Annotated in this window: 15 protein-coding genes; all 15 read left to right on the top strand. The window is 41.4% G+C overall.

Translation table 11 applies throughout. The features are described from left to right. Positions 1–122: 122 nt before the first annotated feature. The 15 genes from G7Y90_RS09280 (at position 123) to G7Y90_RS09350 (ending at position 14,857) form a co-directional block, all read left to right on the top strand. A complete protein-coding gene (locus G7Y90_RS09280; RefSeq protein ID WP_250162243.1) occupies positions 123–650 on the top strand; it encodes a hypothetical protein in 528 nt (175 codons plus the stop codon). A 106-nt stretch (positions 651–756) separates the two neighbouring features. Further along, positions 757–1,881, top strand: a complete 1,125-nt coding sequence (locus G7Y90_RS09285) for a contractile injection system protein, VgrG/Pvc8 family (protein ID WP_250162244.1) — start codon at positions 757–759, stop codon at positions 1,879–1,881. An 89-nt stretch (positions 1,882–1,970) separates the two neighbouring features. Next, positions 1,971–3,665, top strand: coding sequence for a DUF2345 domain-containing protein (locus G7Y90_RS09290; RefSeq protein WP_250162245.1), 1,695 nt, complete (start codon positions 1,971–1,973; stop codon positions 3,663–3,665). Positions 3,666–3,667: 2 nt separating this feature from the next. Beyond that, positions 3,668–4,027, top strand: a complete 360-nt coding sequence (locus tag G7Y90_RS09295; RefSeq protein ID WP_250162246.1) for a hypothetical protein — start codon at positions 3,668–3,670, stop codon at positions 4,025–4,027. Between the two features lie 163 nt (positions 4,028–4,190). Further along, positions 4,191–5,117, top strand: a complete 927-nt coding sequence (locus tag G7Y90_RS09300; RefSeq protein ID WP_250162247.1) for a hypothetical protein — start codon at positions 4,191–4,193, stop codon at positions 5,115–5,117. Between the two features lie 489 nt (positions 5,118–5,606). Beyond that, on the top strand, positions 5,607–5,930 hold the full coding sequence (locus G7Y90_RS09305; protein WP_201553640.1) for a hypothetical protein: 324 nt from the start codon (positions 5,607–5,609) through the stop codon (positions 5,928–5,930). A 1-nt stretch (position 5,931) separates the two neighbouring features. Continuing rightward, positions 5,932–7,602, top strand: a complete 1,671-nt coding sequence (locus G7Y90_RS09310) for a DUF2345 domain-containing protein (protein WP_201553641.1) — start codon at positions 5,932–5,934, stop codon at positions 7,600–7,602. Between the two features lie 64 nt (positions 7,603–7,666). Beyond that, positions 7,667–9,103 carry a hypothetical protein gene (locus tag G7Y90_RS09315; protein ID WP_250162248.1) on the top strand — a complete coding sequence of 479 codons (1,437 nt, stop codon included), beginning with the start codon at positions 7,667–7,669 and terminating at the stop codon, positions 9,101–9,103. A gap of 7 nt (positions 9,104–9,110) precedes the next feature. Next, the gene (locus G7Y90_RS09320; protein WP_250162249.1) at positions 9,111–9,647 is read left to right on the top strand and encodes a hypothetical protein; all 537 of its coding nucleotides are present in this window, start codon (positions 9,111–9,113) and stop codon (positions 9,645–9,647) included. Positions 9,648–9,733: 86 nt separating this feature from the next. Beyond that, a complete protein-coding gene (locus G7Y90_RS09325) occupies positions 9,734–10,033 on the top strand; it encodes a hypothetical protein (RefSeq protein WP_250162250.1) in 300 nt (99 codons plus the stop codon). Positions 10,034–10,173: 140 nt separating this feature from the next. After that, on the top strand, positions 10,174–10,635 hold the full coding sequence (locus G7Y90_RS09330) for a hypothetical protein (protein ID WP_250162251.1): 462 nt from the start codon (positions 10,174–10,176) through the stop codon (positions 10,633–10,635). 115 nt (positions 10,636–10,750) lie between these two features. Beyond that, complete coding sequence (locus tag G7Y90_RS09335; protein ID WP_250162252.1) at positions 10,751–11,545, top strand: DUF6708 domain-containing protein; 795 nt, start codon at positions 10,751–10,753, stop codon at positions 11,543–11,545. After that, positions 11,542–11,751 carry a hypothetical protein gene (locus tag G7Y90_RS09340; protein ID WP_250162253.1) on the top strand — a complete coding sequence of 70 codons (210 nt, stop codon included), beginning with the start codon at positions 11,542–11,544 and terminating at the stop codon, positions 11,749–11,751. The genes G7Y90_RS09335 and G7Y90_RS09340 overlap by 4 nt, the downstream gene beginning before the upstream one ends. Positions 11,752–13,517: 1,766 nt before the next feature. Continuing rightward, positions 13,518–14,066: a hypothetical protein gene (locus tag G7Y90_RS09345; protein ID WP_250162254.1), complete on the top strand. Its 549-nt coding sequence runs from the start codon at positions 13,518–13,520 to the stop codon at positions 14,064–14,066. A 50-nt stretch (positions 14,067–14,116) separates the two neighbouring features. Continuing rightward, positions 14,117–14,857 (top strand): hypothetical protein, encoded by a 741-nt coding sequence (locus G7Y90_RS09350; protein ID WP_250162255.1) that lies wholly within the window; start codon positions 14,117–14,119, stop codon positions 14,855–14,857. Positions 14,858–14,891: the final 34 nt, after the last annotated feature.

The raw sequence follows: 14,891 nt of genomic DNA on the forward strand, positions 1-14,891 counted from the left end.
CCGCGCGTGATCATGATAAGCAGCGTCAGCAAAATCCCGATAGCGAAACGTCCAATCAATTAACGCTAAGTGACTATAACCACGCCATCAAGACCAGTAGTGAGACTTGGCAACAAGCACTGATGAGTAATCTTAAAAAAGTTACTGAGCAGTGGCAGGCCCTGACTGATCAGTTAAATGATTTGATGGGCATGGATGCGCCAGTCTTCGCACCAGTCACGGATTTATTGGTTGCCCTGACCCAACATTTGCGACCGTTGATACCAGAATATTCTGATACTAGTAGTGTTTCTGCTCAAGAAAGCGTAGCCGATACTATGGACAGTATTGGTGAAAGTGCAATGTCTGATAGTAGTGGACAAGCTGCTAGCACAAAAAATATTAGCTCAACCAGTTTTAATCCTAGTAACCGAGATCATCAAAGCAATCGTCAGCAAGCGCTTAAACTATTAGGTCAAATTCAAGATTATTTTTCGACCAATGAGCCGCACAGCCCGGTGACGTTTTTACTCGGTCGGGCGATTGATTGGGCGGATATGCCGCTCGACCAATGGCTCACTCATATCATCAAAAACGAAGATCAGTTAGCGATACTCTCTGACATGATTGGAATCAAACCCAAACGTGATTCATCTGACGATGGCTATTAATTGAATCAACGACAAATGAATACTTAGTTAACGGGCAATCTGTGCACAAATTATAATCTTGCAATATTAAACTTTCCACCTTTGGACTGATAAAAAAGGGCTTACCATGGTATGGACTCAAACAAAGCGGCATGTGCAACTGAGTAGTGCCCATCTTGATATTGCTACCAGTCTCATTCAACAGGCTGACTTGATTGAAAGCTTACTTGGCATGCCTTTGCCCGACAGCGTTTGGAGTAAGCCCGCGCTTATGCCAGTGCCTACTTCCTACCCAAGCCCTTATCATCAAGATCAACGACAGCAGTCTTATCAGCAGCGCCAGCTCGCCCTCTATTGCGGCTACCGTATTAGCATTACTCTACTGCATCCACGGGCAGGACTGGATATAAAGCAATGGCTAGGGCAAAGTCTCTCGATACATTGGCATACGGGCGACACGCTACTGCCAAGCCAAACCCGTCACGGTATCATCACCGAAGTCGTTGCTCTCGGTAGTAACAGTGGTATGGCCGCCTACCGCATCATCTGTGAACCTAACTTAGGTCAATTACGCCTGAACAGTCATAATCGCCGTCATCATCATCTCAGTCTCAGTGAGCTAATTACCGATATTATCAGTCCATACGATATGAACGTTGAGATTGACGAGCGCCTCAGTGATGACAGCAACTATCATATTCAGCACAGCGTCCAATACAACCAAACCGATCTTGCTTATCTAACCCAATACCTTGCTCTCTATGGCATCACAGGCTATTACCGTCACGACATCGACAAGCACACTCTAATCTTACTACCTAGTGATGGAGAAGAATTGCGTCCTGATGTCAATGATATCCAAAGCATCCTCAGTCAAAACCCTGCCAACCTTGCTGATAGACAAGACCGCATCACTGCCATTCGTCCCCGTATTGCGCAGCATACTCAGCAAAGCGACTTACATCGTTATGACAGTCGCTTGATGAGTATCTATACTGGCAGTAGCAGTAGCGAGCAACCTATCGACTCATCAAACAGCACGCATCAGCGCTTTATGCACAGTCATAGCCGTTTTGATGATGACAGTCTCGATAAGCTCGCCACCCGCTACCAGCAGAACCAGCAGCAGCGTGCCAATCTAGGCAGCCTCACTGGTAATATCCGTCATCTGAGTTTGCCAAGTAGCCACTATATCGATGGCAACCCTTATTTAACCGATCCCATCAGTTTAGTGTATTCATCAGCACATTAATAATCATATTCCTACGGATTGGTTGGGGGCAGCACCCTTTGATCCTATTACCTTGCAGTCCAATACGAACCTTGATAATGATGACGACAATGATAATAACGTCCATCATATCAGCGCCTGCTACCTGCCAGCACCATCACCATATTCCCTATGGGGAACAGCTGGACAAACTTGGACAACCGCATCCGAGCCTGACAGGTCTGATGAGTGCCAGTATTATTGATACAGACAGCAGCGCCATTACTCATGACCGTAACCATCGTGCCCATATTAGATATCACTGGCAGCAAGAAGAAGATGGGCAGGATAACAATAGTGACAGCGCGCATTGGATACCCATCGCCAGTCACCTCGTCGCTGACCACATGGGACAGACCCATCCTTTGCGTCATGGACAGCACGTCCTTATCGACTTCATCGGTGGCGACATTACTCATCCTATCATCATCGGTAGCACCCATAACGGCCAGGGTAATTCTGATGCTCAGCACAATAGTCTGACTAGCGATTCTGACCACATAGACGCCACTAGCCCCGCATGGTTTATCAATCAAAGCCATGCTCATCCTATAGACGGTATCAAAACTCAAAGCATCGATAGCAGTCGCAGCGGAGAGGCGACCAAAGACAGCCTCATTAATGGCTACAATCAGCTAATGTTTGATGCCCATCCTGACAGTCCGCAAATTAATGTCTATAGCAGCAGCTTCCAGTCTAGCCTGACCATTGGACATCTGTATCAGCAAACCGACCATACACGTGGTAAAGCTAGAGGACGCGGTATTAGCATCGAAACCCAAGCAGCTAGTACTATACAAGGCAGCAGCGGTATTCATATTAGCAGTCACAATATGAATAATGCATCGAATAGCCACATGGGTCATGACAGTCATAGCAAACTGCAAACTGCTGACCAGCACCAAAAAGCTTACGCTCAGCTAGCTGACATCCATCAGCCCGTGGGATTAGAAAGCAGCAGCAATAACAAGCAAAGCAGTAGTAAAGAAGATGCGCAAACACCTTTTGCCCAATTTAGCGAAGATACCAATGACTCAAGTTTAAGCGAGTCAGGACAATGGCAACAACCTAATCTACTGATCGACTCTCAGCGTCATCTCGCGATGCTAAGCGGACAACACAGTCAGCATACCAGCACCAAGAATACACATAGCCACGCGACAGACAATACTCATCATCACAGCCAGACGCAAATGAATCAGCTGGTGGCAGGAGACATTCACTACTATTCAAACAAAGCCCAAACCCATACCGCCGCTCATGGTGATGTGACTATACAAGCGCACCAAGCGCAAATGCGACTTGATAGTGAGCAAGTCCTACGTATTCATAGTCGAGACAGTATTGAGATTATCGCGCCTGATACGCTAACCCTAAAAGCGGCGGGCAGTGGCATCGAGATATCGGGTGGTAATGTGACGTTTATCACACCAAGTCAGGTGGGCTATAAGGCCAGTAAAGTGGATTGGGGTAGTGGGGGTGGAGCAGGATCTCCTGCTGTACACTTACCGACAGCCAAACTACCTGAAAACTTAGACTATTATCTACGCTATATAGTACATGACCAAGATGATAACCCGCTTGCTTTTACCAAATGTATGCTTATTAAACCTGATGGTTCGACAGAAATTCATATTACTGACTATGAAGGTAAGTTAAAACTATTAGTTGATGAAGAATCGAAGGACTATGAGTTGCATGTGATTGTTCATGAAGTGGAGGAAGCAGTAGAGGATGATGAAGTGGATGTAGAGGGAGAAGACTAGATATGGCTAAATATTATACAAAACTTAAATTAGAAGTATCAGACATGGTCGATATTAGCTTAATTAGATATGATGTTACAGTCACTTATAAGAGTCTTTCGGCAAAACCCACAAGTAGTAAGCCACATTCATTAGGTAAAAATAGAAGGTTCAGTAACAATGGTCTATCTGAAAAACATAATCTCTCTAACCGTGGTGTCGAAGAAGTCAGATATTACATCAAAGATATAAAAGGTAAGCCTATAAAAGATATTACGGCAAATCCACTATCTAAGGAAGGGCGAGCTAGTAGATATAAGCTCAAAACAACGCCAGCATCACTCAAAAGGACCCGAAGAATAATAAATAGTAGGTGTAGATAATACTGAAGTTGCTTGGTATTTAGTTAAAAAACAAGAATCTATTGAAAGTTTTTTAACAAGAGCTTATAAATACACACCAACCAAATTAGAAGAGAACATCTTTCGAGCTAATAATCCACATTTAATCGGTACGCCTGTTCTTACTTTACAACCTGGTGACGTTGTGATTTTATCCAACTCATCTCATAGCAGTAATACTGAACTTCAAAAGATGAAAAAATATGCAAAAGATGCCAAAAATAAAATTGAAAAAATGAAGAGAGAGAAAGGTTTTAATCCAGAGCTTTTTGTTTATTTGTCAGATTTGACCACAAGTACTTTATCTGATGCTGATTTTGTTGGCGTATCTTCAAACCCTGTGCCAACTGAAATAACAAATGATAATAAGGATAGTGATAAAACCCTTCTTGACTATTTTGCAGATGGTTCTAGTGCTGTAATAACATTCTCAAGTCAAACTAATAAAGATACATTAAAGAATTTTGGAACACTAGTGAGTAACTATAATGAAGCACAAGGTACGAAATCTGGTAATTCAAAACATTTCTCTCAATTTAGAACGGACAACGCAAAAATATATAAAGCTTTGAACAATAAATTATCATTACGGTTTTTAAAATGGGATCAAGGGGTAAGAACTGATAAATTGAGTAAGTCGATCAAGTCCGAAATGAAAAGATCGACATCATTTAATGGAGGCTTGGATGCTTACGTAAATAATATGGAGAAAAATGGAAAAGTAACAAAGACTTTGAAACTTGGTGGTAATCTAGTTGTTGGATACAACGCATTTAAAGGTAGTAAAGAGATTCATGACGCATACAAATCTAAAAACTCAGATAAACTTCATAAAGCTGTAGCCATTGAGCCATTAAAGCTATCAGGATCTGTAATAGGCGCTGAATATGGAGCTGCACAAGGTGCGGTAGTTGGCGCTATAATTGTAGGTTTTACTGTAGGAACAGGAGGTATAGGAGGTGTCGTCATTGTAGGTCTCAGTGCAGTGATTGGGGGTTTTGGGGGTGGGTTACTTGGGGGCAGTTTAGGAGAGATAGCAGGTAATATTGTTTATGAAAATACTAGGAATTAAATTGTGAAAAAAAAATCAATCCTACACTTATTATCATTTGTATTCTTCACATTTCTATTTGTTTACTGGTTATTTTTTATTGATAGCAAATCAGATAGTGAGATTTATGCAGTACCGGTTGTATATCTAATGTTCGCAGTAGCTCCTTTACTAAGCCTAGCTTTACAATACGAAGTTATTAAAGATAAGGAGTTTTTCAACAACTTTACAAGTAGCACTACTAAAGTTTTTAAAATGAACGATTATCTGCGCATATCTTTTCTGCTTCTCTATAATTTGGGAGCTTACGCTGGTATTCAGATGAGAAAAAAATTTTAAAAAAAGAATATAGAAAAACAGATATAAGACACATAGAGCTAGTCAATGAAATTATAGATAGGAAAAGGATTTTACTCATTATTCTAACTATTCAATTATTGATAACTATTTTATTTCAGTAGTTTCTTCTTTATTTGAGATGTATCGATAGAATAGTATTGAGCTTGTGGAATGGGTAATAACAGTACCAATACTGATATACAGGTGGGTGACTGGATTATTAATACCCTATGTAATTTGCAGCCTGACCTAATCTCTTTAATCAAACAACAAGAACAAAAGAGCGTCAACACTGACAGACTTTATGACTCATTGAAAGGAGATATACAAGCTTCGTTCACTGTGCTATCAGAGTTCATTGGAAAGAACGAAAGTAAATACGGCAAGTTGTTTGGCCAATTAAGCGGCAATAAGTTATCTCAAGATACAGCAACTGCTATATCAGTGTTGATTTCAAATAGCTATCAAACCATATTGGGAGATCAACGACAATAACGTGCATCACATCAGCGCCTGCTACCTGCCATTTCCGCACCATCACCATATTCCTTATGGAGAGCAGCTTGCTACACTTGGGCAACCGCATCCGAGTCTAACAGGACTTATGAGCGCCAGCATCATAGACACAGACAGCAGCGCTATCACTCATGACCGTAACCACCGTGCCCATATTAGATACCACTGGCAAAGCGAAGGCGGCGACAGCGCGCATTGGATACCCATTGCCAGCCACTTAGTCGCTGATCACATGGGACAAACCCATCCGCTACGCCATGGGCAACACGTACTTATCGACTTTATCGGTGGCGACATCACTCATCCCATCATCATTGGTAGCACCCATAATGGCCAAGGCAATTCTGATGCTCAGCACAACAGTATCGTCAGTGACTCAGGTAGCATTGATGCCACCAGTCCAGCTTGGTTTATCAACCAAAGCCATGCTTATCCCATAGACGGTATCAAGACTCAAAGTATCGATAGCAGTCGAACAGGCGAGGCGACCAAAGACAGCCTTATCAACGGCTATAACCAGCTAATGTTTGACGCCCATCCTGACAGCCCACAGATTAATGTTTATAGCAGCAGCTTCCAGTCTAGCCTAACCATTGGTCATCTATACCAGCATACCGACCATACTCGCGGTCAAGCACGGGGCAAAGGCATCAGCATCGAGACCCAAGCCGCCGCCAATGTGCAAGGCAGTACAGGTATTCATATCAGTAGCCACAATATTAACAGTGCATCGAATAGCCACATGAGTCATGACAGTCATAGCAAACTGCAAACTGCTGACCAACATCAACAAGCTTACGCTCAGCTAGCTGACATCCATCAGCCCGTGGGATTAGAAAGCAGCAGCAATAACAAGCAAAGCAGTAGTAAAGAAGATGCGCAAACACCTTTTGCCCAATTTAGCGAAGATACCAATGACTCAAGTTTAAGCGAGTCAGGACAATGGCAACAACCTAATCTACTGATCGACTCTCAGCGTCATCTCGCGATGCTAAGTGGACAACACAGCCAGCATACCAGTACCCAAAGCACGCATAGCCACGCGACAGACAATACTCATCATCACAGTCAAACGCAAATGAATCAGCTAGTAGCGGGCGATATCCATTACTACAGTAATAAAGCCCAAACCCATACCGCTGCTCATGGCGATGTGACCATACAAGCACATCAGAACGAGATGCGTTTAGATAGCGAGCAAGTACTGCGACTCCATAGCCGAGATAGTATTGAGATTATCGCGCCTGATACGCTAACGCTGAAAGCCGCAGGTAGTGGCATTGAGATATCGGGTGGTAATGTGACGTTTATCACGCCAAGTCAGGTGGGCTATAAGGCAAGTAAGGTGGATTGGGGCAGTGGGGGTGGAGTTAAAACTGAATTACCCTTCTTGCCGTCGGCAGAAATGAAAAATTGGATTGGTCTTAAGCTTTTAGGAGTTGATGGTGAAGGTATACCTGATGTTGGCTACAAGATATTTTTTGATAGCGGACAAGTTATTAAAGGAAGACTCGATAGAAAAGGTGAAGCACATCATGAAAATGTGCCTGAGCAGGCTAACCGTGTTGAATATGAAGAAAAAGATTTTGAAGACGCTACTCCTGATTCATTTCTTAAAGTTTTAGAAGCTGCTAAAAGCTTTATTAAATAATAGAAGGTGCAACTATGAGCTTTTTACCGAAAAAGAAGAACTTTCAAATGCGCTTGCATGGTTTATGGTACCTGTTAATGGCGCTGTGCAAAAGGGTAAAGAAACAGCAAATGATATTGCCGATTGGCTTTGGGTAGTCATACAAGGTGATTTTGCAACGGAACCATCTACTGCTCAAGTCGTTACTGGTACTGTCGTTTCTATGATTCCGTTGGTAGACCAGATTTGTGATGTTCGAGATATCTGCGCTAACTGTAAAAAAATAAATGAAGATGACAGTAATCCTTGGGCATGGGTGGGTCTAATTTTGACCTTGATCGGTCTGTTTCCAGTTTTAGGATCGCTATTTAAAGGAATATTTAAAGTACTACTTGCCCCTATTAGACGCTTCATGATGAGACCTTTATCTAAAGCTGGCAAATTTTCAGGTAGCCTGATATATAAAGCAGTTGAACCAGCTATTGAGCAAGGTATAAAAGAGCTTAATAAGTTTTTAGGACGTCCTGCCGTAAAAAAGCTAATACGCAAAGAAGCCTCTGGGAACGTATACAGGTGGTCAGCTAAGCAACTAAGGAGTTTAAAAGCTAAAGTCAATAAGACGCAGATTTTAACAGTATTTGACGAGCATATTGGCTATCTAAAGGAGACTGTTGAATTTGTACAAAAGTATGGCAGCTCAGGTATAGGTAAAAAAGCAGCTGATATACTTAAAGTAGTAGTAGACATACGAAATCGTGCTAACAGACGTCTTGGTGAATTTTTAGCGCCTGTGCAAGACTTTTTAGAGCGGCTAGCAATACGTTTAGATGCTGAAGGAGGCTATAAAGCAGTAACCAACTTGACAAACGTTGCGAATTTTAGAAAAGTCCATACTGATGGTGAGGTGCAACTTATAAAAATCAGTTCGCCTAAATGGGTAGATGTGACCAGAAGAATTAAATATCCTAAAGTAGAAGAATGTCCCAAAATACCTAAAGGTTATCCCAATATTTCTGATAAAGGTAAAGGACCATTATGGAAAAAGTTTAACACATTTCATGATATGAAGGCAGTAGAACTAAAACAGGGGACGAGTTTATATCGCGTTGTTGACCCTACTAGTAATGATAATAGTATATGTTGGATGCGAGCTTCGGAGTATTTGAAACTTAAAAAACGAGAAGATTGGCGCAGACGTTTTGCAGTATGGGCAAGCTGGAATAGTAATGGAGAAGTCGTCCATTACATTGTTCCTAAAGGTGGTATGAAAGTTTGGGAAGGTAAAGCCGCCAGTCAAATACTTGAAAATAGTAAAGGTCAAATCCAAACGGCTAATGGACGCGGTGCTATGTATGTGTTAGAGGGTGGTGGCAAACAAATTGTACTTGATCCAGCACAATTAATTAAAAGCAGAGTAAAACCACGCAGAAAAACAGGATGGGGCTATGGTAGTGATCTAAAGGGTTTAGAAAATACAGATATGGTTGGCGTGCCAACCCTCAAACAAAACTGGTATAAGTGAGCAAACAATGGAAAACTATATAATAAGACCTCAAGAAATCTATTTATTAGAACGCTACAGCTCACCCGCTTATTTTAAAGAGATGCGCGATGCCTTTGCAACTATGTTAGAAGCTGCTGAGCAGGCGCTTGAGCTGTTTGTCAATGATTTACCGTTTGATTACCGTACACGTCCTATCAATAGACAGCCTGATATCGTCTGGGGCGAACGGGTATTGCCAAACCTGCGTGATACTCTAGACAGCTTAAATGTTGGTTATCAAGAGCTGTTAAAAGGGGATCTAGCGGCAATAAGATATGGCGGTAATGTTGAGAGTGATTTTCGGGCTATCAGTATGGATTATGATATCGATTGGATGCCTGAGCAGCAACAACTTGATTATGAAAAATGGCGGAGAGAGGCAAGCACGCGCGCTTTTAACTTAGAAATAACCAGTTATTTTGGCTGGAAAATTGGTAGTTTAATTGAACGCTATACTACTGAATCGCGAGGACCACTTAACCCACCCGAATCGTGGCCTATTTATCGTCTTAATCCAAAATAGCGTTGAGTTAGGATGAAGTCGTCCCTGTCGCAGGTATTTATGTACCTAGTAGAGCAGATGCCAGTGCTCAAGTGTTATTGGATGGCATGTTAGCAAATGAAGCTTACGTCGGTTATGATCCTGAAACCATGCAAGCGGTTGGTGATGCACCAGTCACTTGGATGTTGGTTGAGCGTATCGCGGATACTGGCGGCGGTAACCATAATGTCGAGCCAAAACGTTTACGTTGTGAGTCGGGTAAACCTTGTCCATTCACAGGCTACTGGTGGTCACCATCAAGTAAAGATGTCAAACACTTCAAAGCAGGCGACATCATGCCAAAGATGAAGCGACTTGAATGGCAAACTATCTGGTATTTCAACGAGACCAATCAGTTAGACGATTAAGTTAATCAATATTTTATCAATCAACTTATAATAAATGAGTTTTACATATGGTAAATCATTCAATTCCAAAGACCTTATTTAAAATGTGGCTGTGTGTGTCCCTACTATTTACGATAGGAGTTAGTCAGTCGCAACTTGCTATGGCAGCTGACACTTCTTATGCTGATAATACGTCCAAGACCGCAGAAGAGTTGAGATTAGAGTATCTCGAAGCGCTTGAAGAAGAGCAGAACAAGCTATATTTTGAAAACTTTGCAACCAATCCTGATGACATTCCGATCAGTGAGTATGAAGGAGGGACAGATCGATACTTTGGCGATTTAAGAGTTGAAGGTGATGAGCTTATATTAGAAATTTCAGGTGGTGAGCTACTTATTATCACCAGAAACGAGCGTCAAGAACAGCTTACAGCAACTTATAAGTTTGTATCAGAGCATAGCGATGTGTCAGTTAATGTTGGCATACAAGGTTTGATAAATGTAGATAGTGAGCCAACGACAGAGGACTTGGATGAATTGGTTCTTGTGAATTACAATAATTTAAAAGCTAACGCCACTCATAATCTTTTTAAGATGCTTAGCACAATTAATGATCAGGAATGAGGTTTGTACTTGATAAGAGTCTGCTCAAACTGCCACGACATTAAGGACAACTAAAAATGAGTGGATTCGTTGTAGACATGGAAGGGCGGTTTCGACTGACAAGAAACCGCCATTTTTGACCCCAGGTTATCAAGCGGTAGGGCAGAAGCTTGTAGACGTTAAAGGCATCCATGAGACAGTGCCTTTGGATAAATATAAAAACTATGATGTGCCATTGCACCCTCAACAAACGGTGGTACAGTTTAACTCGACTTATCTTGAGACTACAGGGCGCAATGAAAGACGACGTGGTGATGCGGTAGGATGGGGATTATGTTTAGGGTTTGTGGGGCTATCTGTGAGTAATGGTATCCTCTATCTGATTGTAAAATCCACAATAGATTTTGACATCGTATTTCTTAGTATTGGTCTTATTCTCGCTTTTTCTATGATTCTATTCTTCGCTCCATTAATCAATGTGCTCTCAACCGAACTATTTACCACATGGCATTATCCCATCCGTTTTAATCGTAAAACCCGTAAGGTCTATGTCCGTCAATACAATCGTAAAGTAGAAGTATATAACTGGGATGACTTAACTTTTTTTATTGCCTATATCAATGAAGATAGAGACATCAGAGCCGTGACCTTTGATAAAAACGGCGAAACCATTACGGGTATGTTTGCACTTGCCTTTCAAAACAATGTCTTTGATAAAAGTTTAATCAGTTATTTTGAGTTTATCCGTCGTTATATGGAAGGTGACGATCAGCAACTAAAAGAAGTCAAAGAGGCCATACGTTACATCTATCCCATACATAAGAAACGTGAAACCCCGCTGATGTCATTTAAGCGTTTGATATTGAACGTAGTACATTACTCTCACGAAAACATGGAGTACCCTGAACGAACTTTTAGGTTTACCCAGTGACAATAGTTATTCTACCTTTATTAGCTCTGCGTTATGTTGGCCGTGTGATCTCAATGCTGACCAGCTACCGCCATCAGTTTAGCAAAGCTATTGAAGCGGAATGTCAGATTGATCCCAATGACCCTTATGATTTAAACAAACATTTACCAGAGGGCAACCTTGAACAGAATAACCGCCTATTTGGAAGACCATTGTTTACAGTGTAGGTTATTGCTACTATTATCATGCTGTTTATCGGTGCATTTATTATAGACATGATAGGCGCGGCAAGACCACATGGTGACTATCCGAGCATGGTCGATAAACTCTGGTATGTGATTGGTTTGGGGTGGTTGTCTTAATAAATCATTGGCTACCTTTTTATTACTGTATGTGATTGCTTAGATAAAAGTAATTAGGGATAATAACATGCCTACGCGATGATTTCGCTACCCACCTTAGTAAGCTTCACAATCCTATTGACCGTCCTTATACCGCCAGTATAGACAAAAGCTTATTAAAGAGCACTGAAGAGATTGAACTTAACAAGAAATTCATGATGTTAATCCTGATTACTTAACCTTCCTACCCGCATACTTCTGGGTGTTTTATTTTGCTGTTGGCTGGGTTTATTTTTCTTCATTTTGGTTAGGTAATTATTTTCTTCAAGATATTGGAGAGGTTGTCTTTATAGATGGTGAATTTAGTATTTTGATTAGTATTCAGCTTCTTATGGATTGTTGTATTTGGTACGCCACTAATTTTATTTCTCTATCAACTCATCAGCGCTTCATTCGTACCCAGTACTACTTTTTAAAAAAAGAACAGAAATAGCTATTATTACCGTCCATTATGGAATTTTAGACAGCCTTATGCGCTTAAGATAGTCGACTATAAGATGTGCATCCAGACTTACATCAAGACCCTATAATCGAGCCTACACACCGCTTAATCTGTATGTCGCTGATCCTGAGACAGGCGATATCACCCATCATAAAGCTAGAAGATATAGAGTCCCCGCGTGTACAATGGGCATTTATCCGTACCTATGGAAAATGAAGCCGATGACTTACCGATAAATCCTGAGTTTCTGCGAAGCTTACCCAGCTGACACTAGTAAATCACTGTTTGCTTGCTGATATTATCTATCGTAAAAACAGCATACTGCCTAGTGATCATTTGGCGGTGGTCAAATCATGGTCATAATAGGCTCATAATAGCCTTAGGTAATCTATTTCAGGCTAATCATTACCAATGTACCAAACGCGCCATCTTGCATCCCGACGTGCAAAAGCTACTCACATGGGACGGTCAAGATAACCCGTATCCAATACAGCCCATAACTTATGAAGCCAAACTAGCGTTTGAAGGTAGAATTGGGAGGTTAATGTCAGATGGGTATGTATCATACTCATCAACGTTGGCTTATTTGTATGGGCAGTGGTGGCTTATAATAGCTAGTTGCTAACTACATTGTATAACTATGATCTTACCTGTTCCTCCTATACCTCCTGTCGGTAAAATACTCAGTCGCCCTTATGAAGGAGAGATTGGTAATTTCCAAGAAAAAAAGCCAGTATTGATAGAATAAGTACACTTATTCATGATGTGAATCCAGACTATCTGCTATTTCATCCTATCATTAACTCTATTCAAAATGTATGGCTTTTAGCGTCATATTGTGGTGCATGGTTGTTTGGACAGTTTTTATTTTTATTTTTATATGTAGTTCTTAAATATTTTTTATTGAAGAGTTTGAGCTAATAGTTTTATTTCCAATTATTATGCTTATAATATTCCTAACATGCTTGGCTTTTCACCATATTTAACTCTAAAGCAACTAAAAAGAAAGCAATCTCGATACCATAAAATTCTACTACTAAAAAATACCCAGCAGATTGCTTACTACGAACATAACGGTAAGCAAGCCCCTATCTTTCATCTGATTAATTATAAAGATATCACAGCCTCCATAAGGCGTAATGAAGGTTTGGTGTATGAAGTACTGAATCTGCATGTCATCGATGAATCAACAGGAGAACCAAGCTTATCTATTAACTTTGAAGACATGCAGCTTAACCCTTATGACCAATGTACGTTTATCCGTACCTATATGGAACGTCCCGCTGACGAGTTACCGCTTGACCCACGATATGCTCATGCCTGTCCGACAGACATCAGTACCTCACTCTTTGCCTGTGCTGATATTGCTCAAGAGAAGAAAAACAAAGGCTTAACAGGACTACGCCACGAGGTGACTTTTATGGGTTGGTTGCGCGCTTGTACGGTTAGCTACTTAGATTTAGCCGAGGGTAATATATACCAGTCGAGCGCTAATCCTGCACTACATCCGGAAGTTCAGCGTCGGCTTATGTGGGATGGTCAAAACAACCCATATAACATCTTGCCTGTCACAGCAGAGCGCCAAGCAGCTTTTGCAAACCAAAATCAAACCGTTAAGCGGAAATGGTATTCAGGTATTGCTGTGAATGCGACATGGTTTATTAGCTCGATACTGTATGTGATGCTGGTGATTGCTTAGATAAAAACTTATCAGCCAACCTCTATTAAGCAGTATGAGAACCGCTAAAAATGAACAACTACATCATCAGACCGCAAGAGATTTACTTATTAGAACGCTACAGCTCACCCGCTTATTTTAAAGAGATGCGCGATGCTTTTGCGAATATGCTAGACGCTGCTGAGCAGGCGCTTGAGCTGTTTGTCAATGATTTACCGTTTGATTACCGTACACGTCCTATCAATAGACAGCCTGATATCGTCTGGGGCGAACGGGTATTGCCAAACCTGCGTGATACTCTAGACAGCTTAAATGTTGGTTATCAAGAGCTGTTAAAAGGGGATCTAGCGGCAATAAGATATGGCGGTAATGTTGAGAGTGATTTTCGGGCTATCAGTATGGATTATGATATCGATTGGATGCCTGAGCAGCAACAACTTGATTATGAAAAATGGGAAAGAGAGGCAAGCTTATGCGCTTTTAACATGGGAATAACCAGTTATTTTGGTTGGTGTTTATACGACTTAATAGAAAATTATAGCATTGAATCAAGAGGAGCGCTCAATGCGCCTGAATCATGGCCTATCTATAGTCTCAACCAACAATATAGCGTTAAGGTAGATGAAGTCGTCCCTGTCGCTGGCATTTATGTACCAAATCGAGCAGATGCCAGTGCTCAAGTGCTATTGGATGGCATGTTAGCAAATGAAGCTAATGTCGGTTATGACCCTGATACGACACCGCTGTCGGTAGAGCTCCTGTTACTTGGATGCTCGTTGAGCGTATCGGAGATGGTGGTGGCAGTAGTGTAGTACTGGAATCTTCACGTTGTGAGGCAAATCAGCC

The organism is Psychrobacter sp. WY6 (genome assembly GCF_018448495.1).
Classification (GTDB): Bacteria; Pseudomonadota; Gammaproteobacteria; order Pseudomonadales; family Moraxellaceae; genus Psychrobacter.

Excerpts from the sequence above, each read along its gene's own strand:
- G7Y90_RS09280 (WP_250162243.1), top strand. The coding sequence starts at position 123 with ATGAGTAATCTTAAAAAAGTTACTGAGCAGTGGCAGGCCCTGACTGAT.
- G7Y90_RS09285 (WP_250162244.1), top strand. The coding sequence starts at position 757 with ATGGTATGGACTCAAACAAAGCGGCATGTGCAACTGAGTAGTGCCCAT.
- G7Y90_RS09290 (WP_250162245.1), top strand. The coding sequence starts at position 1,971 with ATGATAATAACGTCCATCATATCAGCGCCTGCTACCTGCCAGCACCAT.
- G7Y90_RS09295 (WP_250162246.1), top strand. The coding sequence starts at position 3,668 with ATGGCTAAATATTATACAAAACTTAAATTAGAAGTATCAGACATGGTC.
- G7Y90_RS09305 (WP_201553640.1), top strand. The coding sequence starts at position 5,607 with ATGGGTAATAACAGTACCAATACTGATATACAGGTGGGTGACTGGATT.
- G7Y90_RS09315 (WP_250162248.1), top strand. The coding sequence starts at position 7,667 with ATGGTACCTGTTAATGGCGCTGTGCAAAAGGGTAAAGAAACAGCAAAT.
- G7Y90_RS09320 (WP_250162249.1), top strand. The coding sequence starts at position 9,111 with ATGGAAAACTATATAATAAGACCTCAAGAAATCTATTTATTAGAACGC.
- G7Y90_RS09325 (WP_250162250.1), top strand. The coding sequence starts at position 9,734 with ATGTTAGCAAATGAAGCTTACGTCGGTTATGATCCTGAAACCATGCAA.
- G7Y90_RS09330 (WP_250162251.1), top strand. The coding sequence starts at position 10,174 with ATGGCAGCTGACACTTCTTATGCTGATAATACGTCCAAGACCGCAGAA.
- G7Y90_RS09350 (WP_250162255.1), top strand. The coding sequence starts at position 14,117 with ATGAACAACTACATCATCAGACCGCAAGAGATTTACTTATTAGAACGC.